This is a genomic window from Exiguobacterium sp. s149, assembly GCF_018618395.1.
GTDB classification, from domain to species: domain Bacteria; phylum Bacillota; class Bacilli; order Exiguobacteriales; family Exiguobacteriaceae; genus Exiguobacterium; species Exiguobacterium chiriqhucha.
Genome location: NZ_JACSLZ010000005.1, coordinates 67,929 through 89,312 on the forward strand (window position 1 = coordinate 67,929; position 21,384 = coordinate 89,312).

Annotated in this window: 27 protein-coding genes and 1 pseudogene; 11 read left to right on the forward strand and 17 right to left on the reverse strand. The window is 49.7% G+C overall.

What is annotated here, in order from left to right; genetic code table 11:
* Window positions 1-369 precede the first annotated feature (369 nt).
* From KNP81_RS08570 to KNP81_RS15375, 5 genes are all read right to left on the reverse strand, one after another.
* Window positions 370-1,155, reverse strand: coding sequence for a hypothetical protein (locus KNP81_RS08570; RefSeq protein ID WP_214719621.1), 786 nt, complete (start codon window positions 1,153-1,155; stop codon window positions 370-372).
* Between the two features lie 10 nt (window positions 1,156-1,165).
* Window positions 1,166-1,315: a hypothetical protein gene (locus KNP81_RS08575; RefSeq protein WP_214719622.1), complete on the reverse strand. Its 150-nt coding sequence runs from the start codon at window positions 1,313-1,315 to the stop codon at window positions 1,166-1,168.
* 151 nt (window positions 1,316-1,466) lie between these two features.
* Window positions 1,467-2,153, reverse strand: coding sequence for a hypothetical protein (locus KNP81_RS08580; RefSeq protein WP_214719623.1), 687 nt, complete (start codon window positions 2,151-2,153; stop codon window positions 1,467-1,469).
* Between the two features lie 92 nt (window positions 2,154-2,245).
* A complete protein-coding gene (locus KNP81_RS08585) occupies window positions 2,246-2,680 on the reverse strand; it encodes a hypothetical protein (RefSeq protein ID WP_214719624.1) in 435 nt (144 codons plus the stop codon).
* A 47-nt stretch (window positions 2,681-2,727) separates the two neighbouring features.
* Window positions 2,728-2,853, reverse strand: coding sequence for a hypothetical protein (locus tag KNP81_RS15375; protein ID WP_285800943.1), 126 nt, complete (start codon window positions 2,851-2,853; stop codon window positions 2,728-2,730).
* A 123-nt stretch (window positions 2,854-2,976) separates the two neighbouring features.
* On the opposite strand from KNP81_RS15375, the gene KNP81_RS08590 reads away from it, so the two are divergent.
* Both KNP81_RS08590 and KNP81_RS08595 read left to right on the forward strand, forming a co-directional pair.
* Window positions 2,977-3,426 (forward strand): hypothetical protein, encoded by a 450-nt coding sequence (locus KNP81_RS08590; RefSeq protein WP_214719625.1) that lies wholly within the window; start codon window positions 2,977-2,979, stop codon window positions 3,424-3,426.
* Window positions 3,427-3,621: 195 nt separating this feature from the next.
* Window positions 3,622-4,023 carry a group-specific protein gene (locus tag KNP81_RS08595; RefSeq protein ID WP_214719626.1) on the forward strand — a complete coding sequence of 134 codons (402 nt, stop codon included), beginning with the start codon at window positions 3,622-3,624 and terminating at the stop codon, window positions 4,021-4,023.
* Window positions 4,024-4,062: 39 nt separating this feature from the next.
* On the opposite strand, the pseudogene KNP81_RS15460 reads toward KNP81_RS08595, so the two are convergent.
* Window positions 4,063-4,884: pseudogene (locus KNP81_RS15460) on the reverse strand (helix-turn-helix domain-containing protein); the annotation flags it as partial.
* A gap of 53 nt (window positions 4,885-4,937) precedes the next feature.
* On the opposite strand from KNP81_RS15460, the gene KNP81_RS08600 reads away from it, so the two are divergent.
* The 6 genes from KNP81_RS08600 (at window position 4,938) to KNP81_RS08620 (ending at window position 10,201) form a co-directional block, all read left to right on the forward strand.
* A complete protein-coding gene (locus tag KNP81_RS08600) occupies window positions 4,938-6,104 on the forward strand; it encodes an MFS transporter (RefSeq protein ID WP_214719627.1) in 1,167 nt (388 codons plus the stop codon).
* Window positions 6,105-6,204: 100 nt separating this feature from the next.
* On the forward strand, window positions 6,205-7,428 hold the full coding sequence (locus tag KNP81_RS08605) for an MFS transporter (RefSeq protein ID WP_214719628.1): 1,224 nt from the start codon (window positions 6,205-6,207) through the stop codon (window positions 7,426-7,428).
* 149 nt (window positions 7,429-7,577) lie between these two features.
* Window positions 7,578-7,832: a hypothetical protein gene (locus KNP81_RS15275; RefSeq protein WP_251128927.1), complete on the forward strand. Its 255-nt coding sequence runs from the start codon at window positions 7,578-7,580 to the stop codon at window positions 7,830-7,832.
* Between the two features lie 23 nt (window positions 7,833-7,855).
* Window positions 7,856-8,206, forward strand: a complete 351-nt coding sequence (locus KNP81_RS15280; RefSeq protein ID WP_251128928.1) for a hypothetical protein — start codon at window positions 7,856-7,858, stop codon at window positions 8,204-8,206.
* Between the two features lie 206 nt (window positions 8,207-8,412).
* Window positions 8,413-9,150 (forward strand): UMP kinase, encoded by a 738-nt coding sequence (pyrH, locus tag KNP81_RS08615; protein ID WP_214719629.1) that lies wholly within the window; start codon window positions 8,413-8,415, stop codon window positions 9,148-9,150.
* A 214-nt stretch (window positions 9,151-9,364) separates the two neighbouring features.
* Window positions 9,365-10,201: a GGDEF domain-containing protein gene (locus tag KNP81_RS08620; protein WP_214719630.1), complete on the forward strand. Its 837-nt coding sequence runs from the start codon at window positions 9,365-9,367 to the stop codon at window positions 10,199-10,201.
* Here KNP81_RS08620 and KNP81_RS08625 read toward each other — a convergent pair.
* Genes KNP81_RS08625 through KNP81_RS08640 form a run of 4 tightly spaced genes read right to left on the reverse strand, consistent with a single transcriptional unit; the run spans window position 10,194 to window position 13,157 of the window.
* The gene (locus tag KNP81_RS08625; RefSeq protein WP_214719631.1) at window positions 10,194-11,216 is read right to left on the reverse strand and encodes a serine hydrolase domain-containing protein; all 1,023 of its coding nucleotides are present in this window, start codon (window positions 11,214-11,216) and stop codon (window positions 10,194-10,196) included. The genes KNP81_RS08620 and KNP81_RS08625 overlap by 8 nt on opposite strands.
* 28 nt (window positions 11,217-11,244) lie before the next feature.
* On the reverse strand, window positions 11,245-11,940 hold the full coding sequence (locus KNP81_RS08630) for an HAD family hydrolase (RefSeq protein ID WP_214719632.1): 696 nt from the start codon (window positions 11,938-11,940) through the stop codon (window positions 11,245-11,247).
* Window positions 11,931-12,590 (reverse strand): hypothetical protein, encoded by a 660-nt coding sequence (locus KNP81_RS08635; protein WP_214719633.1) that lies wholly within the window; start codon window positions 12,588-12,590, stop codon window positions 11,931-11,933. Before KNP81_RS08635 ends, KNP81_RS08630 begins: the two co-directional genes overlap by 10 nt.
* A gap of 48 nt (window positions 12,591-12,638) precedes the next feature.
* Window positions 12,639-13,157 (reverse strand): Rossmann-fold NAD(P)-binding domain-containing protein, encoded by a 519-nt coding sequence (locus KNP81_RS08640; protein WP_214719634.1) that lies wholly within the window; start codon window positions 13,155-13,157, stop codon window positions 12,639-12,641.
* A 92-nt stretch (window positions 13,158-13,249) separates the two neighbouring features.
* Between KNP81_RS08640 and KNP81_RS08645 the strand changes: the two genes are divergently transcribed.
* Together KNP81_RS08645 and arr are read left to right on the forward strand one after the other, a co-directional pair.
* The gene (locus KNP81_RS08645) at window positions 13,250-13,696 is read left to right on the forward strand and encodes a GNAT family N-acetyltransferase (RefSeq protein ID WP_251128930.1); all 447 of its coding nucleotides are present in this window, start codon (window positions 13,250-13,252) and stop codon (window positions 13,694-13,696) included.
* Window positions 13,697-13,836: 140 nt separating this feature from the next.
* Window positions 13,837-14,253, forward strand: coding sequence for an NAD(+)--rifampin ADP-ribosyltransferase (gene arr / locus KNP81_RS08650; RefSeq protein ID WP_214719635.1), 417 nt, complete (start codon window positions 13,837-13,839; stop codon window positions 14,251-14,253).
* A gap of 458 nt (window positions 14,254-14,711) precedes the next feature.
* Here arr and KNP81_RS08655 read toward each other — a convergent pair whose 3' ends face one another.
* From KNP81_RS08655 to KNP81_RS08670, 4 genes are all read right to left on the reverse strand, one after another.
* Complete coding sequence (locus KNP81_RS08655) at window positions 14,712-15,128, reverse strand: SRPBCC family protein (RefSeq protein WP_214719636.1); 417 nt, start codon at window positions 15,126-15,128, stop codon at window positions 14,712-14,714.
* 123 nt (window positions 15,129-15,251) lie between these two features.
* The gene (locus tag KNP81_RS08660) at window positions 15,252-16,298 is read right to left on the reverse strand and encodes an ABC transporter permease (protein WP_214719637.1); all 1,047 of its coding nucleotides are present in this window, start codon (window positions 16,296-16,298) and stop codon (window positions 15,252-15,254) included.
* The gene (locus tag KNP81_RS08665) at window positions 16,298-17,158 is read right to left on the reverse strand and encodes an ABC transporter permease subunit (protein WP_214719638.1); all 861 of its coding nucleotides are present in this window, start codon (window positions 17,156-17,158) and stop codon (window positions 16,298-16,300) included. The genes KNP81_RS08660 and KNP81_RS08665 overlap by 1 nt, the downstream gene beginning before the upstream one ends.
* Before the next feature lie 381 nt (window positions 17,159-17,539).
* Window positions 17,540-17,956, reverse strand: a complete 417-nt coding sequence (locus tag KNP81_RS08670) for a hypothetical protein (RefSeq protein WP_214719639.1) — start codon at window positions 17,954-17,956, stop codon at window positions 17,540-17,542.
* Window positions 17,957-18,031: 75 nt separating this feature from the next.
* On the opposite strand from KNP81_RS08670, the gene KNP81_RS08675 reads away from it, so the two are divergent.
* A complete protein-coding gene (locus tag KNP81_RS08675) occupies window positions 18,032-18,439 on the forward strand; it encodes a hypothetical protein (RefSeq protein WP_214719640.1) in 408 nt (135 codons plus the stop codon).
* 36 nt (window positions 18,440-18,475) lie between these two features.
* On the opposite strand, the gene KNP81_RS08680 is transcribed toward KNP81_RS08675, so the two are convergent.
* The 3 genes from KNP81_RS08680 to KNP81_RS08690 form a co-directional block, all read right to left on the reverse strand.
* On the reverse strand, window positions 18,476-19,234 hold the full coding sequence (locus KNP81_RS08680; protein WP_214719641.1) for a DUF817 domain-containing protein: 759 nt from the start codon (window positions 19,232-19,234) through the stop codon (window positions 18,476-18,478).
* Between the two features lie 8 nt (window positions 19,235-19,242).
* Entirely contained in the window at window positions 19,243-20,103 is an 861-nt protein-coding gene (locus KNP81_RS08685) for a metal-dependent hydrolase (RefSeq protein ID WP_214719642.1), read from the reverse strand.
* Window positions 20,104-20,325: 222 nt separating this feature from the next.
* A complete protein-coding gene (locus tag KNP81_RS08690; RefSeq protein WP_214719643.1) occupies window positions 20,326-21,321 on the reverse strand; it encodes a helix-turn-helix transcriptional regulator in 996 nt (331 codons plus the stop codon).
* Window positions 21,322-21,384 lie beyond the last annotated feature (63 nt).

Consider the following 21,384-nt stretch of genomic DNA (forward strand, 5'->3'; position numbering starts at 1 on the left):
AACAGACATACTGCTATACCCCTTCGATGAAGCCGCTTCGTTTTTAAAGATTGTATGTAGATTAATTTATCGATATAATCGCGTTCTTTTGAAACTAGCTTTATCATGTTCATCGTTCTATTTCTTTATTAAATTGACATTAATGCGGTATTTGAAATAATATAAAGGATCATTATTAGTTTATGTACTAACATGAGTATACTGAATTTACAAAAAAGAGGGAATTGATTCCGACAAGTTGATTCCAAGATAATCACATTTCTATCGTCCAAACGGGTGAGAATGTAAACATCAGGTCCCCGACACGAGCAATCAACGGGTTGAACGGAGTAATTTTTTCACTGATTCGACGACTATCCATACTTATCATCACTCGTCGACAATCTGAATGCCGCACACTTCATCATCACCAATCCGAATAAAGTGGAACGTCTCGCGTTCTCCTAACCCTCTAGCGATTCCTGAACACTCGGCCACAACATGAGGACGTTTCCGCTCACCAAACGGCCAGCGGTACATCATTCCGTCTTTCACGAAGTAACTCACCTGTCCTTGAATCGTCAGCGCCGAACTGTCGTGAAGAAGCTTCGGTGTCTTATATTTATTGAGTTGACCAGTCACATCGATATGAATCAAGTCATACCAAATCGACGGACAGAGCCAGACCCCGGTCCGATCCGCTTGCAATAGCTCACAGTCGACGATAGTCGGTGGACGGAGAAAATCAGAATGATAACGGCGTAACACTTTCCCTGTCCGCGAGAAACAAACGAGTGCCTCAGTAGAGATGCCTTCCCCGAACACCCCCTCGTCGACATAACCGATCCAAATTCCCGTGTCGTTGACAGCGACCGACCCAATGGCATTGCCCGCGTGGAACGCGTGGATAACGTTACCTTGCTCATTGATCACCCAGGCGTTGACGGACGTCTCCTCTAGCGTCACATCGACGACGAGAAACGTTTTAGAATCCAAGAGTCGGATAAACAGCGAACTCAAATGAAACGGCAGTCGCAGCGTCCGATCGTTCCAATAGACGATGGGCATTTCCTCATCCACGAGAACAATCAGCTCATCACCTGATAGATCGGCATCCACTATTCTTGATCCTTTTGTTTGAAACAACGTCTCGACACGCATTTCCATTCGTTTCATCTCTCCTGACCTAACGTAGTTGTTGCGTCTTCCGCCTCATGAGCAAGCGGTCAATCCCTATACCAACCACCGCCCAAAAGATGATGGTCACCCCATATTTGAACCACATCGGGATATTGGACGGATGCGTGAACATCTCGACGAACCAATGCGTCTCCATCACCCAGAACGGCGGACTTGTCAGAAAGAAGAGAATCGATTTGTCATCTGACCCGCTTCAGTTATAGAGACAAATCAGTAGCGCAAAAAGTGTTATCCAAAATGTGAAAGACTTGATTCGCGCCATCTCTTAATCCCCTGTCCTGATTCATCTATTCGACTGAATCCGTCTTCTCATACTGTTCGAGCGTCATGCAGAATCGGGCAACCTGTTCTGGTGTCACGGGATCTGCCATTCCATAGCGCTCGTCCAAATACGGTTTGAAATCGATGTCCGTTAATCCGATGCGATGCGCCCATTCCAATACCGTCTCCGTCGACATCCATTTCTTCGCCGGCGGCAACGCCTGATTGAATGCGATGAGGGCGTCCCGAATCGTCACACCGGTCCAAGCTGGTTCCTCGACACTTGCCATCGAGCTCGAGACTGAATAACGCAAAGACGGTCGTGACGTGAACGAAGCTGTTTCTTTAGCACGTTTACGATATTTAAGGCGATATTTTGCGGTAAAAATCAGTCCACCAAGCAATACACAAGCTAAAAACAGCAACCAATAGAAGAGACCATCGCCTCGATCAATGACGGTCGTCACGGAATCAATCGTATAATCCAAATAGTCCAATTTCAGACGAGACAGTTCTTCTTCATTCGGATTTCTCATCGCCCCTTCAAACATTGCGTTCGAATACCCCGATGCTTCAGGTGTCGGTCGCAACTTCAATCCTGATGTCGGAGCACGGTACCACCATTCCATCAACAGGTTGATGAGACGCAGTCCGATGAAGACTGCTCCTACCGTCAATACTGCGGTTAATCCAAGTCGACTCATCCAACGCATCTCATCGCCTCCTCTATGACTGATTTCCCTTTCATTGTATCATCGAACGTTAAATTTGGAATAATCATCCAATAACAACTTCGATTATCAGTTCACTGTAAATGCAACTTAGCCACCTGACTTGAAGGTCTTAACTTTAGAATCTCGATCGCTAAGTCGTTCGCTTCCGCATCCGTCATTAATTTGTCGGGAATTGCATTGAAAAAGAGCAAGTATTCCTTCAAATCTATGCGTCTAGTATCAAGTTCGACAGCACGTTTCGCATGTTCGTAGGCTCGTTCGTAGGCATGAGGATGGTGACAGAACGGTTGGCTCATAAGAAGCGACGCAGCCTCTTCCAACTCAGCGGTCTGTTCAACTTGAATTAGATAGCATACGATTTCATAGACCGCCAAATTATCCGTATCAAACGCAACTTCAAGAAAGGTATCTAACACCACTTCGTGTACTAGCGATTTCACTAGACGTTGAATGGTCGCTTGGTCGTTTGAGAGGATCGCCTTGTGTAATTGTTGTTTCAGACTCATTTGAACAATTGCCCCTTCCTAAATAATCGTCAAAGCTCTGTTCTAACCTACTGTACTTCCTCGAACCGCTCGCGCTCGTTGATGAATACGAAGCGAGGCAATCCTTCTACACCCTCGAGTTTGATTTCGACTTCGTCCGTCGACATTAGTGCCTTCAATTCGTCTTTTGTCATTGTTGATCCACCTTTCTTTTTGGTCTGACTTCCCCTATTCATCTTGACATACTATCCCTTTAGTGTAAAATTACACTTGTAAGTAAATGTAAATATAACCCTTATGAAGAAAGCGGTGACCTAATGGGCAATCCAAAGAAATGCCTCATCATCTTGTCATCTGTCTATGTACTCGCGTTCATCGTGAACCTGATTCCATCCATTATGTTTCCCGATGCGACGATGTTGCCGATTCATGCGGTCACATCCGGCTTACTACTCGTTTGCATGATCGGGACGTGTTTATTGCGGAATCGAGTCGCCAAATGGTTGATCATGGCCATCTTGTTTGCCAGTGTGACCGTGTTCACCTTGATCAGTTTCGAGTCGTACGTGTATGACATCGTGCTGTTAGACGCCTTGTTCGCGATTCAGTATCCGCTCTACATCCTGTTCGTGACACCACTGTTCGGGTTTAACTACTTTCTAAATGCCAATCCGGAATACGTCGCGCTACTCGTCTTTTTTATCGCGATTTTGTTGCTCGTCATCCATAAACTCGCGGTGACACGATTCGACCGAGTCAAACTATGAGGGAACGTCGTGTGACGCATCGTTTTCAAGCGATTACGATTAGTGGCACGAGCCTCATCATGTACATCGTGTACCTTTTGTTCTCTCCAAATTGGATTGGGATTGGGTTCGTGCGAACACTCGAAACAATTATGTTATGGTGAGGTTTCGCCTTCAATCTGAATCAAACGACATGACATACTTAGGAGGACTGACATGCACTTCTATATCGGCTCCCGCTTTGCGAACATCGAACAGGTCAGAGCGTTGCGCAATCACCTCATCAACGACGGTCACACATATACATACGACTGGACGAGGAACGACCGTGCCACAACAATTGAAGACTTGCGAGCCATCGGCACGAGTGAGTTCGAGGCGATCAAAGCGTCGGACTTTGTCGTTATCTTGCTGCCTGCCGGCCAAAGCAGTCACATCGAGCTCGGCATCGCCCTCGGCGCGGACGTGCCGCTATTCATCTATGACCCAGCAAATCGTTTCGACGATTTCGAGACGACGAGCACGTTTTACCATTTGCCGCACGTCATCCAGTTGACGGGACCGCTCAAGGACGTGCCTCAGGCCATTACAGCCCACTTCGCAGACACAACCCGTTAAGTCGTCTCGACCCGATGCCCCCTTGTTCTCCCGGAACCGTGCCGGCTTGCAGCCGACCCAGTCGGCGAAATGCTTGTTCGGCTGGGCCGGGCTGCTGAACCCGACGGCGATGCTCACCTCGAGCAAATTCAAATTTGAATAGCGCAACAAATGTTTCGCTTTTTGGAGCCGCATTCGGGTGATGTATTGTGATGGGGTGTATCCGGTCAACGCGTTAAAGTTGCGGATGAACTGATATTTGCTCTGGTTCGCCAACCGGCTCAATTCTTCGATACGGATGACCGATGCAATATTCTCTTCGATATACGTAAAGACGGCGTCATATGACTCATCTTCGCTGAACGTAGCATGTTCCGCGACATACGTCTTGAGGAACGAATAGACATCGTCTTCCAGACTTGCTCGTCCGTCCTCGATGAAATCGCGCGTCCACATACCGAGATGGCGCTTCAACGTCTCCGGTACAATCGTCGACAGCTCTTGAAACATGACCGGTGCATCGTCTCCGCTCGACCGATGCCACCAACGGTCGAAGTCATGCTTATCGAAGTCGAATGTCACGAAGGTGGCCTGTTCACTCGTGACGAAACACTGGTACAGTACCTTTGGTTCACTTAATATCGCCTCTCCGTCTTGTAATCGAAATTCACGCGATTCGAGACGAACCCCGATTTTCCCCACGAGCGTCACGGTCAATCGATGCCTATCCGTCTCGATCACATCCTCTTGCCACCCACTTCGTTCCTTCCTGACATGAATCCTCGCATTCGACAACTCCATCTTTAACTGCATGATGACCCTCCTATTATTGCGGTCCAATTGCGCAATTCTCGATACGACGCGAACCGCCACACCTTCCATAATCGAGGTAGACCAATCACAGGTCGATAATTCGATGAAAGTCAGGTGACCCTATGTTCCACTCGTTACATCCCAATTTAAAAATCCGCATCAGCATCAACTTCATTCAAAAATTGACGCAGACGGCCATCTTTCCATTCATGACGATCTACTTTGCCCAACAGTTCGGCGTGACGCTTGCCGGCGTCTTGATTGTAACGACGACCGTGCTGTCCTTCATAGGCAGTCTGTATGGCGGCGCTTGGGCTGACCGCTACGGCCGCAAACGAGTGCTCGTTTCCGGCGAACGCCTCGGCTTCTTGAGCCTCGGCGGTATGGCAATCTGCAACTCCACGTTTTTGAGCGACCCGACACTGACGTTCGTCTTCTTTTTGATGAACAATATTGTCAACGGCATCGTCACACCGGCGAACGAGGCGATTTTGATTGATGACAGTACGACGGACAATCGGAAGTTCTTGTACGCGCTCAGTTACTGGACGCTCAACATTTCCATCGTTGTCGGCAGTATCGTCGGGGGGTTCCTGTTTCAAGCGCATCTATTCGACCTCTTGATAGGCGCTGCGCTGGCTTCACTCGCTTGCATGCTGATGATCCGGATGCGACTGAACGATACATATCGACCGAAGCCGAGCACGACCCCACTTTCTTGGCGCGGGCTCTGTCACGGATACGCAATCGTGTTTCGCGACCGATTGTTCACAATCTATCTGATTGCCGGCGTGTTAACGTTGTCGCTCGAGCTGCAGCTGACCCATTATCTCGCGATTCATTTCGTAGACACGTTCACGACGCCACAGTCGCTATTCGGCGTCTCGTTAGACGGGACGATGCTGCTCGGCGTATTGCGGAGTGAGAACACGGTGCTCGTGCTCCTGTTCAGTTTTCTCGTCTTGAAATGGACGAAGCCTTTCAACGAGCGCTCGGTCTTATATACCGGGGTCGTCCTGTTCAGTGGCGGCTTCGCGTTGCTCCTCGTCAGCGGCTCCGTCGTGGTGATGCTGATCGGCACGCTCGTGTTCACACTCGGGGAGTTGTTGTACGTCCCGATTCACCAGGCGTTGCTCATCGGCGCCGTGAGCGTCTCGTTGTATGGATTGATTCCGCCGCTCCTGATGGCGGTTGTCTATATTACGTTCGGGGCGACGGCCATCTGGCTCTATCAAAAAGTATATCGCAGCCTCTTTGTCCAATCTATGGAAAGTGAGCAAGTCGGATAATCAAATCCATAAAATTTTGAAATCATTTGGATTTTTCTGGTGTATCAATCATTTTTGTGACATACTGTTCAAAATCTACTTTTGAACGGGGACGTTGGATATGCGTACTTGGAAACAACCTTTACTTTTACTTGCTGGTGTCGGTATCTCGAACCTCGGCGCCTGGGTGTACTTCATCGCCCTCAACTTGATTGTCCTTGAGATGACGCAATCACCGTTCGCTGTGTCGGTCCTCTACATCCTCGTCCCGCTCGCGGCACTATGCGCGAACGTTTGGTCAGGCTCGGTCATCGACCGCACCGATACGCGCCGCTTGATGATGTGGCTGGATGCGCTCCGCGCTATTGTCGTCTTCAGTCTCGCCTTCATCGACTCACTCGCGCTCATTTATGTGCTCGTGTTTGTCTTGAATGTCGCGAGCTCCGTCTTCGAATCGGCCTCCCTCGTCTATATGACGAAGCTCGTCCCGAGCGGTGACCGGCAACGGTTCAACGCGCTCAAAAACTTCGTCCAATCGGCCGGGTTCATCTTAGGCCCGGCTATCGCGGGATTGTTGTTCATGATCGGCACACCGACGTTAGCCATCCAGTTGAACGCGTTGGCGTTGCTCGCGTCCGTCGGGATTCTCTCACTTCTACCGACATTGTTCACCGGTAGCGACGAGGTCGAGGTATTAAGCCTGCGTATGATTATCGAGGACTGGAAGTCGGTCGTCCGATTCGCGTCGACCATGCGTTACGTGACACTCGTCTATGGTCTATTCTGCGTCATGACGATTTTCATGTCGGGGCTCGACTCACTCGAGGCGTCGTTCGCGACGCAAGTGCTTGGCTTCTCCGAGAGCCGCTACGGCTTTCTCGTCAGTGTCGCCGGAGCCGGGATTATCACCGGTTCCATCATCAACGCGACGTTCAGTGCCCGGCTGACGTTACCATTCCTAATCAGCTTCGGTGCCATCCTAACGCCTGTCGGCTATCTCGTCTTCGCTTTCTCCGAGTCATTCGTGCTTGCAGCAGTCGGGTTCTTTTTGCTCACATTCGCCTTGTCGTTCGCGAACACCGGCTTCTTGTCGTTCTATCAAAACAACGTCCCGACCGACCTGATGGGCCGCTTCTCCGGGGTGATCAACGTAGCGGAGTCCGTCTTGATTATCGAGTTAACGTTCGGCATCGGTCTCCTCGCTGAATATGTCGGGATTCGCTCGACATATGTCGCCTTCTCGCTCGCCTTCTTACTCGTCGGCTTGGTCACGGTTCGGGTAGTGCTTGAACGTTCGAAACGAGGGAGGTTTGAGATGGATTCGATGGAATCGAATGTTTCGTGAAAAGTTGATGAATATCGAGTCTGTAAATTGGAATGTATTATCGTCATTTGTGGTCTGGATTCCGCTCATTTTTACACTCATCTAAAAATGACAATCGGGTTGTGGAACTGTGTAATATCGACAACTTCGGTTCTAAAGGAGAGAAATTTATGTTATTTCATTATCATATGTGGACACCATTTGTTGAAGAAACAGAAAGGTTTTATAAACAGCTCGGTTTTCAAGTAACGCAACGCATTGGAAAACATGACGGAGACTTCACAGCGTTTAATCCTCCGCTTGACTGGGACGATTTCCGACATCAACACATCCTTTTCCGTATCATCGAGATGAAAAAAGCACAATCAACATCACATTTGGTTACGGAAAAAAAGTTATCTTTGATCATATCGGTTTTCTGTTAACTGAAGCGGACAAGGTGAAGACGTTGCAACGAGCAGAACAATTAGGCTTGACAGTTCAGGAAAATGAGCGCCGTGCTTTCATTCAGACGCCCTACGGATTTCGAATTGAATTGCAGACGCATCTAGATGCGATTCAATCAAACTCGGGCGAGCAGATTCTCCATCTTCGAATTGATACACCAAAAATGGGCCTTGAAGTGTTTTTACATGAGTTAATTAATCGACCGGTCCTTGAAGTTACGGCATCTCAAGCAAAGCGCGCAGTTTTGACACACGTTACGATTTCAAGTGAGCACGTTCTACAGTTGCAAGATCCTAATGGCATTGAAATCTGCACTGTGAATCCTATGTCAAACCAATTGAAGGACAGATGAATGACCAAAATTTTTTTGAAGCTGATGATGAAGATAATTGACTACCACCACTCCCATGAACTGAACTATACCTATTGACACGTCTAATTGATAAAGTCTAGTTTATTTTTGTTTAGTAGTGACGGTAAAAAACAGATAATTGATTGCTAATTAATTGAAAAACCTATATAGTTTTAGAGATTTGGAATCCGAAAGGGAGTGTAGCGTTGAACAATTATCAAAACGTGCTCATCAAATTAAGCGGGGCGGCCATCGCCGGCGAAGACAACTCAAATTTCGACGCACACAACCTCAATCAAATTGCAGATGAAATCCTGTCATTGATCGACATGGGAATCAACGTCTCCCTGATGATCGGCGGAGGGAACATCTTCCGAGGCAACATGGCCGACGCATGGGGCATCGATCGCGTCGAGGCCGACAACATCGGCACGCTCGGTACCGTCATCAACAGCTTAATGCTGCGTGGTGTACTCAAGAGCAAGACCGACCGCGAAGTTCGGGTCATGACGGCCATGCCGATTCCGAGTATGGCCGAGCCGTACATCCGACTGAAGGCGCTCACCCATCTTACCAAAGGGTATGTCCTCATCTTCGCAGGCGGTAACGGTCAGCCGTTCGTCTCGACCGACTATCCGGCTGTTCAACGCGCGGTCGAGATGCACTGCGATGCCCTGTTCGTCGCCAAGAACGGAATCTCCGGCGTCTATACGGACGATCCGAATCAATCGAACACGGCGAGACAATATACGTCGCTCCACTATAACGATGTGTTGCGCCATGACTTGAAGGTAATGGATCAGTCAGCGCTGCTCCTCGCGCGGGACAATCATCTCCCGGTACATGTGTTCGACTTTGAAGAGATGGGCGCGATGAAGCGCATCTGTTCGGGCGAATCTCTCGGCACGTTGATTCACGACGGCCAGACCAACTTAGCGCCATAACTGACGACACCACCGGCACAGATGTCGGTGGTGTCGTTTACTTGATTCACTCGAAGAACGCACTCGCCCCGATTCGAAAAATGAGCTCGTCGTTTTCCATCGATGTTCTATAATGAAGGTGACGGACATCTTTGATTGGTTATTCCCCACATATAGCGGGTAATTGAGGAGGTGGCTCATGGCGAGCCGATTCGAAACAAATGGAGGGATGAACATGAAGCAATGGACCAATGACTCGATTTATTTGTTCGGGCTCATCGCTTGTATGGTTGTCGGCACGATGGCGTACACCGTCCTTTTGCTTGAGAGTAACACCGGGCTTCTCGGCTACTTGATTTTACCCGCCATCGTCTTATCTTCCCTCATCTTCGGGATGCGTGTCGGGCTGACCCTGTCTGTCACGCTCCTCCTCTTTTTATTCATCTATTTCCGATGGTTCGCGTCCATCTATGAAGCAGGAAACGTTCAGTTTTTCAACGGCAGAGGCATCAGTTTTACAGTTCTGCTACTCGTCATGTCCATTTTGTCCGGCCTCGTCCATCAACTCGTGAAGAACGTGCAGCTATCACGGCTCGAGTTAGAGGAACGGGCACGACAGCTCGTGGCCGTCGACCCTGAGACGTGGCTCGATAACGCCGAACGGTTTCGGATGGACTTGACTGCAGAGCGCGATCGCCTCATTCGCCACGGTGACGCCTTCACGGTGTCGTTCATTCAGATTCCTGAGTTGAGACAGTTCGAGGAACGGTTTGGACGGACCGAGTATGAATGGTTCTTGAATTACTTCAGCGACGAGCTCCACCTGGCCACGAGACGAACAGATCATAAATACCGCATCGCCCTAGACACGTTCGCCATCATCTATCCACATACGTCCCTAGAGGCCACCCGCGTCGTCCATGACCGGATTCGTCCGTTACTCGAACAGTACGAGCTCCAAAGCGGTGAACACGTGTCGTTGAAGCATGAGGATACGTTTTATGATGTGAATCGAGAAAATAGCAACACGGTCGTCGACGAAATCATTGCGAACATGTCCGCAATCAGTTGAATGTCGCGCGATATATATCCCCAATCAGACCATCCATTTGGTGCACCCCTAACTCTGCATTCGTCATGATGATCATTGCTTTGCCTATGTACGGGTATGCCACGAGCATGCTTTGAAAACCAATCCCCCAGCCGAGCGAGGACAGTTCGCGCAGCTCCTGTTCCCCATCCAAAAAGACGCCGAGTCCGACGAAAGGGTTTAAAGACGAAGCAGACAGCATGTCTTTTACCGCTCGAGGAGACAGTTCGCGACCGTTCCCTTTCACCGCATCCATCAGTTCGATGACAACGCGCGTCAAATCCTCAGTCGTCGTCCAGAGCCCGGCCGCCGCTGGATACGGATAGTGCGGGATGATGGGGGCGACGGAATGACCGTGCTTGTCGTGTCCGCTCGAAAACGCCACACCTTCCACCTCGAAGTCATATCCACTCGCATGCATACGGAGCGGGATGAACAGTTCGTCACGGATCACATTCGCAAACGGACGCTCCATGACGTCCTCAATCAATAGTTGAATCAGACAGAACCCGGCGTCCGAATAGTGAAACGCTTGGCCCGGCTCACCCGTCACATGAACCGGTCCGTCGTGATACAGCGTGTCTCCGTTCAACAAAGCGGTCATCGAAGGTCGTCCGAAGGTGACATCAAGCTCTCCGAAACTGTCCGTCGCATCGACAATTCCGGACTCATGACGCAATACTTGACGCAACGTCACCTCGCTACGTTTTGAGGCAACATCTGTGAGTTGCCACGAGACGAGCCGGTCATTCACGGGGACATCTAACGCTAACCGTCCTGTTTCAACCAACTTCAGAACGAGGACACCGGTCAAAAACTTGCTCATCGAACAGGCATTGAAGCGCGTGTCCGCCGTCACCGGTCGACCGTTCCCCGCCGATACCGTACCGAACTGTTTGGATTCCGTCAGTTGCCCATGTTCAAGCCAGGCGATACTACAACCCGGAACGCGATGATGTTTCATCCGCTCCTCGATATATGCTACATCAAGCGGCATAACGCACCTTCCTCTCCTAACGATAGATTCATCGCATCATGATCAATTCGGACAAATCATCAATCGATTCATCGGCGTCTGCTTCGGACTCCGCCCAGCGGTCATTCCGTTTCCAAACCGTCCGCATGCCGACTCGCTTGGCGGCTTGGATGTCATGGAGCGCATGGTCCCCGACATACATAGCAGTTCCTGCTGTAACGTCTAATCGTTCGAGCGCCCGTTGAAACAGCGCGGGGTCTGGTTTTTTCATGCCTTCCCATTCAGAGACGAGCACACAATCGAAATAATCGCGGATGCCTAGACCATGGATCGACTTCATTTGGAGTTCGCCAAACCCGTTCGTGATGATGCCGAGCCGAAGCCCACGCGCTTTCAAGGCGCTTAGCATCGGTTTTAGATTCGGGAACGCGACGCAGAAATGCTGAAACTGGTTCACATAGTCATCGAGCAGTTCTTGTCGAGTGATTCCGCTAATCTCAAACTCCTGAATCAACTGGTCATACACCGCGTCTTTCCATCGATAGCCGTGCTGGTCGAGTTCGATGAAGCGCGTGACATAATCTCGTTCTTCGATGCCGGTCAGATGTCCCTTCAGTCTTGCATACTGGTCATGGATGAACCGACGCACGGATTCATCCCGGTTCAGCAGCGTGCCATCCAAATCAAAGAACACGGCTTTCAACGCAGACACACCGGTCGTTTGAATCGTTTGAGTCAGTGACATGGGAGCGAATCTTCAAGCACGACGACGGTCTTCGCTTCCGTATCGACAATCCGCGTACGCGTATCGTTTTTCGAGAGGAATACGGGTTCACCCGTCTTATCAAAGCAATACGCCATCGGAATCGAAAATCCACAGTTTCGGTACGACCTGTCGGCGTGGCTCGTCCCGAGAATGATGAAGCGTTGTTGCATCGCGATTTTCTTCGCTTCGTCAGACCAGTCCGCATATTGCTCTTCGCTGAACATGCCGACGCCGATTGGATTGAAGATGAGTTGGATGTCTTCTTCCGATTTGAGTCCGTCCAGCCCCATGAAAATTTCTCGGCAGAGCACATACCCGTATCGGTGACCGTCGTCCTCGATGGTTGACGGCATGAACAGCGGCATCGTTTCCGGTGTCTTGGCACGGTCCAACAACGTCTCCCCTCGCTTGTTGATGATGAGGGCGCGGTCCACGTTCTGCTCGTTCCGATAGCCCATCACGACAGATTTCTGGAATCGCTTCGCAAGCTGTTTGACCTCGTCCAGATGTGTGACCTGACAATAACCCTCTGGATACAGAATCAAGTCGACCGTAGGGTTCGCGTTGATATCTTGAATGAATTGTTCTAGGTGTTGCTCCATTTGGGGTTGACCGATCAGAATCCTCATTTGTACCGCACATCCTTCTCTCATTTGTTTTGTTTAGAATCAATCGTCTCACTTCGAAGTAAACCCGACTGAATAAAGAGGTTTCTTCTCTTGAACTGCCTCGACCACGCCTCCGGCAATCTCTTCATGCGTCAACCAACGGCGCTCCCCCTTCTCGACCTGATAGCCGAGTTGCACTTGGTGATAACGGACGTCTTCAGGGATTGTCAGACCGTTTCTCACATCGCTTGAGTTGGAGCGGCTCCCGAGAACATGGAACACGTCCGTGCCCCCGCGCAGTACTGACAACACACACGGCAAGGCGTCAGCTGCGTCAGAATGAATCCAGGCAACGACCAGGTCGAAATCTCCATGAATCGCCATCGAACGTCGCAGTGCCTCCTTCAGACGCAAGTCGTCCCGATAGTCGACCAATACGGCAAACAGCCGACCCGGCGATTGCTCGGTCAATCGACTCATGTTCTCGGCATCCCGTCCGATGATGGACACGTGATACCCAACCTCTGCCAACCAAAGGACCGTCCCCGCCAGCATCCCGCTGCCGCCAATCACTAACGCATGTTTCACGATCTATCTGTCCCTTCTGTCCGTTTATAAGTAAGGAAAGGAATCCTGACTGACGAGAGCGAAATCTACATACAATATCCCCTCAAGGAGGCATGATTCCCATTCCATCGACCATCTATTCCATCAAACCAATCGAGTCGTCACGCGAACTCGATGACTCGTTCCTTGTCATGAACCAACTGCGCACCGACCTGACGCTCGAGGCCTATCGCGAGCTCGTCGCCGCTATGCGACCGCAAGGCTATGAACTGTATGCGTTATACGCCGACGATACCATCGTCTCACTCGCGGGGATCGAGGTACGTGTCAATCTCTATCTCGAGAAGCACGTCTTCATTTACGACCTCGTGACGTGCGCGAACCATCGCTCGAACGGATACGGCGAGATGTTGCTTCACTTCGTCCACGAATACGCCCGCGACCTTGGTGCCAAATACATCGCCCTCGAGTCAGGACTCGCTCGAACCGAGGCGCACCGTTTTTATACAGATAAGATGGACTACGCCATCACGAGTTATTCGTTCCGTAAACAACTTTGATTTCTATGTAACGAAAAAGGAAGAGCCGAACGCTCTTCCCGTCTTTATTATATCGTGATTTACGAGCCAAAAACAGACTGTCTTCTCCTAAATTCATCCACTATACTGTGAAGACAACCTGACTGAAGGAGAGATGAAGCATGACTGATGACATGAGACCGCTCGACCCCGGCCCGTTTTTCCACGGCACAAAAGCCGAACTGAAGCTGGGGGATTTGCTTGAACCGAAGCGACGCTCGAACTATCAAGACAAGCAGTCGAACTACATCTATTTCACGGCCTCCCTCGACGCCGCCAAATGGGGTGCCGAACTGGCGAGCGGTGAGGCTCGTGAGCGTATCTATCTCGTCGAACCGATGGGTGACTTCGAGAACGACCCGAACTTGACGGACAAACGCTTCCCTGGCAACCCGACCCGGTCGTACCGGTCGAAAGCCCCGCTCAAAGTCGTGGCCGAGCTCAGTGCGTGGGAACGCCACCCGGACGATGTAATCGCGCATATGCTGGCCTCACTTGAGAACCTGCGGCAAGCCGGAGAAAATGTGATTGACGACTGACACGAAGGAGAAGCACCTTGAAGAAATCCCACAACAAACGCAAGTATCTCTTGATGTCTATCGAAGCGACTGATTGGCTCTACGTCTCGACAGCAAGAAGATTAGCACCAGACTGGCTATCGCTGAGATTGCAATCTTAAGCTGAAATCCATTCGTCAATCCTTCAATCACATATCCCTTTAGTTTTTGGGACAGACTCGCTTCCGGTATCCAATCAATCACATAGCCAATTCCTAACATTGCGGGAAGGCTTATCACTACATAGACGATGATAAACATGAGTGTGAACGTCTTGATCTTTATCGTCTCCTACCTCCATTTCTGGTTGCACTGAATCGTAAAGTCTCCCGACCAAATAGAAAATGATACAATCCATCCAATAATTGGCTCATAAATAATAAAGAATAGACACTCTGTGTATATGTCGATGCTAACATGTATACAAAGTGTCTTTCGTATTAATTTTCTCTAACGTACTTTGCGAAACTATCGAGGATTGCCTGCCAGCCTTGGCGCTGTAACTCGAGCGGATTCATCGATTCCGCATCGAAAGTTTCAACGATTTTAGTCTGCTCACCTTCTGAAACAAATGAAATGCTTACTTTACGGTCGTCTTCGAGGCGATATTGAATGAGGTGATTAATTTGAACCTCATCATACACACCTTCAAAATCGAAGGCCATACTCTTGTCTTTCGCCTCCATCCGACTTCGAAAATTTCCTCCGGCTCTCAAGTCATTTTCAGCTTCCGTCGTATGCCAATCTTCGGATGCATGATTCCACTGTTTGATGTGTTCAGGGTCCGTCCAAAGTCGCCATACTTTGTCGATAGGTGCTTCAATAATTGATGACACCGTCACTGTATTTGATTCCATCTAATGATCTCCTTTGAAATGAATTGTTTCTAAACGCTTTTACGTCGACACTGGATGACATCCAACTATCCTTTACATCACTTTCATTCGATTTGCGTTCGATGAACCCCTTCTCCAATCTAACTAAATAGAAGAAGGCGGTTTTTTGAATTGAGTCGAATGATTTGTATGAACGAGTGTGAACGGATCCGCGAGCGACGCGGCCGCCGCCTCCGTTTGAGACATCGTCTCTTCCGTGACGACCGCCTCTTGGCGTCGTAATCGGAACGCCCGCTCGAGGCGGCTCGTCAGCAAGTTGCTGAGGAAGACGAGCAGTGACAGGCCGAGAGCCGGAACGAGGAACATATGGTTCGTCATCCATGTCGTCGCTGTGAACTGCGTGAAATAAAAACCGAACATCGACGACCATTCAAACAGCGTCGGTCGGACCCCTTCAAACAGGAAGACGGTGCCTCCGAAAAAGACGCCGAACAACGACAGATGAATGAGCAACATGAGTGTTTGCACGAACTGTTGCATGAAGACGATGACCAACGTCGGAACGAGGTGCGGCCATAAGTGTTTCCTTGTCCGGTGCCACACACTGCCGCCTAACGTCTCGGCGACGATCATAAACTCTTGTTTGAGCAACTGCCGGACCTCGGTAATCAAATAGAGTGTGACAGCAGGCAATCCGAGCGCCACGAACACCGTCAACTGCAGCGTCACGCGGTCCAATAGCGGTGGCACCATGGTTGAGTCTGCGAAGAAAAAGGACGGGAACAGCATCATCATGGCCAACAAAGAGATGGGTAGAATCAAAAAACCATCTAACACCATTTTGAAGATTCGGTTCACGCGCGCCCCGCGAAAAGCGAGGGGAATCCCGATCAATAGGCCGAACGCCATCCGTCCGAGCGCAACGGTCGCACAAATACCGACCGTCCACTTAAAGCCTTCGATCATCATCTGGAACAAGTCGTTGCCGGCCCGGTCGGTACCGAGCCATTGATCTTTCGACGGTTCAAGCGGTGGAATGCCAATCAACCGACCTTCGTCGGAGTAACGGTTCAAAAATTGGTCGACTTGGCCATCGCGGAATACGGTATTCCCGATACTGAGTAACAGCAAGCTGGCAAAAATGACGAACCCGATGATGAAAATCGGGTCCCGCAGTAACGTGCGTCGCATCAAATCCCTCCTTTCCAGGCGTTCGGGATGAGCCATTCCGCTACTAAATCCAATATGAAAATCGGGATATAGACGACCAACAAGATAACGAGCAGGATCGGCATGACCGGATTATAGACGGCGAACCGGAAAATCCCTTGCACGTTGAACAAATACTCGATAATCAACAGACTCGAGAGCACCGTGATCAAGTTCGAGCGGAAAAAGAGGTAGAAGCGGTACACCAAATTCGGGAGCAAATGTCTCCAGAACAGGGCGGCCGGTCGGACGCCTTTGGCCCGGGCCAGTTCGAGAAACAACGACACCTCCTCCTCGAGGATATGTTTCGTCAACCACTTGAGGAAGAAGAACAGAATCGTGAGCGTCAACGTCACAATCGGCAAAAAGCGTATGTATTCGGCGAACCCACCTGCGACTTCAATTCGATCGAACCCTGTCTTCTTATAAATCGTGATGGCAAGAAATTGCGAGAAGATGAGCCAAAACAAATCCGGGATCATCTCGAGCGTCTGGCTCGTTTGCTGGAGCACCGTGCGCACGCGCTTTCCGCTCCGATAAAAGAAATAGGCGTACAGAAGGGCGAACCCGACCGAGACGATGAGTGACGTCATAAAGATGATGACCGTCTCTTTCATGAGCGGGGCGAGGTCTGGCAATAACGGTAACTCGCGTTGTGCGGTGACGTTGTAGTATGTAATCTCATCGAGTTTCGCCAACTGACTGAATTGTTGTTGAATCCCATTCCAGTAATTTGATGGCACGAACTCGAGTTGCACGACGAGTGACGGCAAGGCACTGATCGCAATCAATACAAATAGCGTGATGAAAAACTGAGCCGATTTTTGAGCAATCCAATCCATCCGATTCTCTCCTTTCAAAAAACAAGTACAATCTCATAACCGTTTCGAACTTGCTTATAAACCATAAACTATAAAATCCAAAAAAACGCTTCCAAAATAAAGCATATCCTTCATCCCGAAGTAAAATTTCCCCATTTGCACTGTTATGATTTTATCATAATCATTTATGAATAAAAACAATATTCCGAAAATTTCAGAAATCTAAATTGTCTCTTGATTAAATAGTTTCTAAATGAAAATCAGCGTTCTTTAAAACTTGACGACTTCCGCTGGACTCACCTTATTGCTTTATCGGAAAAGTAAATTTCAATTAATAATTAAATTCATAGGATGAATGGCAGAAAAACCATAAAAAAATATCCTTCTAATCAGAAGAATACTTTAGTATGTTGAAAAGAGCGTATCGCCATCTTTCGACTTCGACACATAGTCAACTCCAGTCGAATTCACTTTCGTCAACGTGACGGTACAATCAAACAACGTGCCTGGTCCATATGCAACGTCCTCCGGTATGTCCGGAAAATCGTAAGATTCCTCTTCAAACCAGAGCGTCACGCCGCCTTGTTTCGACTGATTGTCAACGACATAGCAACTCCCAGTTTCTGTCTCATAACGGCCAAGCGCGCGATCATATGTATCAGGTATGGCAATCATAAAACAAATGATTGCGATGCATATGCTGAATATAGCTCCTAGCAATTTCATCAATTTGCGCTCGCTCCGCCATTGTGACATATATACAAATGTCGAAAGCACACATATGAATCCGACAAACCAAAACGCAATTAATTGTGCCAACCTGATCACCTCTTTCATATTATACGAACATTGCCGAATAATGTTTCATCATCCTATCAGATTAAGGAGTCCTATATGGCCCACTTCCTCAAGTTACAATCTATCTCCATTTTCCTCGCGGTTCTGCTATTATTGAACATTCAACTGCTCGCCAACAGCGGACGGCTCTATTTGATAATGGGTAATATTTATATGATGTTCATCACCGCTATCGGTCTTGCTTCACTCGTCTTGTTCACGCGGCTCATCGTCAAACGAATCAGGCAACTCGCCCCTTCCCCATGGAACCTCTCCCTATACGTGTTATGGCTCCCCTATTTGGCGCTGTTCACTTATGTCTGGACACGCATCATCCCTGCCCCTAGTGAAGCGGCATGGCCTAGTCCGGCCGTCGGGCTGTTCATCATCGCGCTCACATTCACGTTCCCGCTCTATGTGTTCATCGTCCATATGGTCGCCCGCTCCAAACAACCAACGACCTAAAAAACGTGTGCAGCCAACGACGGTTGCACACGTTTTTCATGAGAGCTCCTGTCTTCGTTTCTGCCACGCCACGAGCAAGATGCTGATGATGACGAGTAGGAACCACGACGACAACTTGCCGAGGTCGACGAGCGCCCAGCCGCTCAGCTGATTCGGATACGCCCAACCATTGTAGAACGTGACGATATTTTCCGCGAACCAGATGAAGCAGGCAATCAAAAAGAAGGCGACGACGACGGGCATCGTGAAACGACGGTCGTCGAGCCGGTACGTGACGATGGCCCGGCCGAAGACGAGAAAGACGAGCCCGATCAACACCCAGCGCAAATCGAGCCAAATGTGGTGCCAAAAGAAGTTGAAATAGATGGCGATTCCCAGGCCGAACGCGATGAGCGGCGGTGGCATCTTGAGAAATTCCAAATCGAGGCGACGCCACGATTGGACGACGTAGCTGCCGACGCTCGCATACATGAACCCTGCATAGAGCGGGACGCCAAACCATTTCGTCAACGCCTCGTCCGGATAGCTCCATGACCCCATCTGGACTTTGAACAGCTCGAGACCGAGCCCGATGACGTGGAACCAACTGATGACCTTCACCTCTTCCATCGTCTCAAGCCCGGTCTTGACGAGCACGACTTGGACGAACAGACACCAGATGAAGAGCACGTCATAACGCGGAATCGGAAAGTCGAACCATTTCGTCAACGCGAGTGCCCCGAAGATGGCGACCGGGAAGATACAACTTAGTGCCTGTTCGTAACCGAAAATGAATAAATACCGGAGACGTCGCACGGAATCACCTACAATTCGATGTATTCATAAAGGAATGACGACTCGCCATCAAAGAAGCGCGGGTCGTATAAGCCGAGCCGCTCGCCATCCTCGACGACGACAACGAATGGGGACCACTGTTTGAGCGTGATCGCTTCTTTATTCTCGGCGAAGAGCGGATTCAAATCGGCATCATCCGCACTCGTCAACTCATACTGGAGTTGTGGTTCTTGATAGACCGAGTCGCTGTAAATCGACACCGACTCATCGGTCTTCGTGATGACGGTGAACTGGGTCGAGATGAACGAGGCCGACAGCGCCACCTCGTCGTGATCGGATGCATACGACTGATACAAATACGCGCCTTGCGCACTTTGAATCAGGACGTGCACGACAATCGCTGCCCAGGCGTAGCGATACACCGTGTGCCTGACGTCCGTTCGACGTGCAATCAGCCAGGCGACGAGGAAGATGCCCCAATAGACGAAGTCAACGATCGGGATGACGCCGAAAGTGACCCGGACATCCGATAACGGTTCGAAGTAACCCGTTCCCCAGGCATTGAACAGGTCTGCCGTATTATGGATGAACACGGACAATAGCGCCCACCAGAAATAACGGACATCGGTCACCTTGAACAAGAGACGCACGAGTATGTAGATCAGCAATGCGAACAATGGCACGAGGAAAATCGAATGGGTGATGCCGCGGTGCCACATCTGATACATGCCTTCCGTGTCCCATAGGCGCGAGATTACGTCGCTGTCCGGGATTTGGCTCCCGACGAGCGTCGTGACGAACAAGGCCCGTTTTTCGTTTTTCTGTAGCTCACGCTTATCGGCTGCTCCGTAGAGCGTCAAACCGAATAGCGTATGTGTAATCGTATCCAACGGTCTCCTCCTTTTGATGATGGAAAAGACATCCCCCTCATGCTGAGGCGGATGTCCGTTCTTTGCTTATTTCTCTTGATCCATTTTCATAGCGCGTCGTGCGACGACGGCGACAAAAATGACAGCGACAATCGGAATGATTAAAGGCATCCAATTCAACATCCGCCTGTCCCCCTTCTACAAGTGTCGCAAGCAGTATATCACACCTTCATTTCAATCGTTTCAGTGAATGCTCGCTTTGTCATAACGGTCTGCCATCGCTACGATTGTCTCTCGCATATGATCACGGAGCGTAACGGGTTCAACTACCTCGACTTGGGTGCCGAGTGACAACAGCCAATAGACGAAGCCGTCGGATACGGCCGCGTCAAAACGGATGAGGAAGCGGTCCCCGTCTTGCGTGATCGATACGTCTTCGCCGAGCTTGTCGAAGATGACCGGGAGGACCCGCTCGTCGACGGCGATGACGATTTCCTCGTCGAGCCCGTTATACATGTTGAACGACTTTTGGAAATAGTCGTCCGGCAAATGATGTTTCATGCGCGGTTGATCGTCCTCGACGATTTCTGAGTTGACGATCCGGTCGACGCGATAGTTTCGGATTTCCCCGATTGATTCATCGATGCCGATCAAATAGTACTGCTCATGGTTCCAGTGCAGGTCAATCGGATTGACGACGTAACGTTCACCATCCCGACGGAGCGGGAACGTCCGCTTCGTGGCGTCAAAGCCGACGACGTCCGTGTATTGGAACGAGATTGCCTTCTGCTCTTGAATCGCGCGCTGGATACGGTCGATATGGTATGGAATCTGGCCGTGTTTCTTCTTCGGTGTCTTGATAATCGACTGGAGCGTCTCCGCTTCCGGAATGCTCGTCAGTTTTTGGAGCTTCTCGACGATGCGCTCCGTCACGTCTTCCGAGATGAACTTGGCCGCGACGATGGCGTCGACCATCATCCGGAGCTCATGGATTTCGAAGAGGCGGGCCGAATGCCAATACTTTTTGGCAAGGCCGTTCTTCTCGAGCTCATCCTGCACCTCGAACCCCGAATCGGTCAATGCTTGGATGTCGTCTTTCACTGATTTTTTTGCTAACTTAGAAGTATCTCCGATAGTAGATAAATATTCGAGCAAGTCTTCTAACGTCTTTGGATGATTGTCATCTGTGTGGCGTTCGAAAAACCGTCTCACCTCGAGTAACCGTTCTCGGTTGTTCACGGTTTAATCCCCTTTCACTTCTCTATGTATAATATGTATAAACAGACATTAGCATGTTATTTC

Excerpts from the sequence above, each read along its gene's own strand:
- KNP81_RS08585 (WP_214719624.1), bottom strand. The coding sequence starts at position 2,680 with ATGAGTCTGAAACAACAATTACACAAGGCGATCCTCTCAAACGACCAA.
- KNP81_RS15375 (WP_285800943.1), bottom strand. The coding sequence starts at position 2,853 with ATGACAAAAGACGAATTGAAGGCACTAATGTCGACGGACGAAGTCGAA.
- KNP81_RS08580 (WP_214719623.1), bottom strand. The coding sequence starts at position 2,153 with ATGCGTTGGATGAGTCGACTTGGATTAACCGCAGTATTGACGGTAGGA.
- KNP81_RS08575 (WP_214719622.1), bottom strand. The coding sequence starts at position 1,315 with ATGGAGACGCATTGGTTCGTCGAGATGTTCACGCATCCGTCCAATATC.
- KNP81_RS08645 (WP_251128930.1), top strand. The coding sequence starts at position 13,250 with ATGATTCCCATTCCATCGACCATCTATTCCATCAAACCAATCGAGTCG.
- KNP81_RS08635 (WP_214719633.1), bottom strand. The coding sequence starts at position 12,590 with ATGAGGATTCTGATCGGTCAACCCCAAATGGAGCAACACCTAGAACAA.
- KNP81_RS08595 (WP_214719626.1), top strand. The coding sequence starts at position 3,622 with ATGCACTTCTATATCGGCTCCCGCTTTGCGAACATCGAACAGGTCAGA.
- KNP81_RS08665 (WP_214719638.1), bottom strand. The coding sequence starts at position 17,158 with ATGGATTGGATTGCTCAAAAATCGGCTCAGTTTTTCATCACGCTATTT.
- KNP81_RS08625 (WP_214719631.1), bottom strand. The coding sequence starts at position 11,216 with ATGCCGCTTGATGTAGCATATATCGAGGAGCGGATGAAACATCATCGC.
- KNP81_RS15275 (WP_251128927.1), top strand. The coding sequence starts at position 7,578 with ATGTTATTTCATTATCATATGTGGACACCATTTGTTGAAGAAACAGAA.
- KNP81_RS08590 (WP_214719625.1), top strand. The coding sequence starts at position 2,977 with ATGGGCAATCCAAAGAAATGCCTCATCATCTTGTCATCTGTCTATGTA.
- KNP81_RS08675 (WP_214719640.1), top strand. The coding sequence starts at position 18,032 with ATGGCCCACTTCCTCAAGTTACAATCTATCTCCATTTTCCTCGCGGTT.
- KNP81_RS08660 (WP_214719637.1), bottom strand. The coding sequence starts at position 16,298 with ATGCGACGCACGTTACTGCGGGACCCGATTTTCATCATCGGGTTCGTC.
- KNP81_RS08630 (WP_214719632.1), bottom strand. The coding sequence starts at position 11,940 with ATGTCACTGACTCAAACGATTCAAACGACCGGTGTGTCTGCGTTGAAA.
- KNP81_RS08605 (WP_214719628.1), top strand. The coding sequence starts at position 6,205 with ATGCGTACTTGGAAACAACCTTTACTTTTACTTGCTGGTGTCGGTATC.
- KNP81_RS08600 (WP_214719627.1), top strand. The coding sequence starts at position 4,938 with ATGTTCCACTCGTTACATCCCAATTTAAAAATCCGCATCAGCATCAAC.
- arr (WP_214719635.1), top strand. The coding sequence starts at position 13,837 with ATGACTGATGACATGAGACCGCTCGACCCCGGCCCGTTTTTCCACGGC.
- KNP81_RS08620 (WP_214719630.1), top strand. The coding sequence starts at position 9,365 with ATGAAGCAATGGACCAATGACTCGATTTATTTGTTCGGGCTCATCGCT.
- KNP81_RS08655 (WP_214719636.1), bottom strand. The coding sequence starts at position 15,128 with ATGGAATCAAATACAGTGACGGTGTCATCAATTATTGAAGCACCTATC.
- KNP81_RS08570 (WP_214719621.1), bottom strand. The coding sequence starts at position 1,155 with ATGAAACGAATGGAAATGCGTGTCGAGACGTTGTTTCAAACAAAAGGA.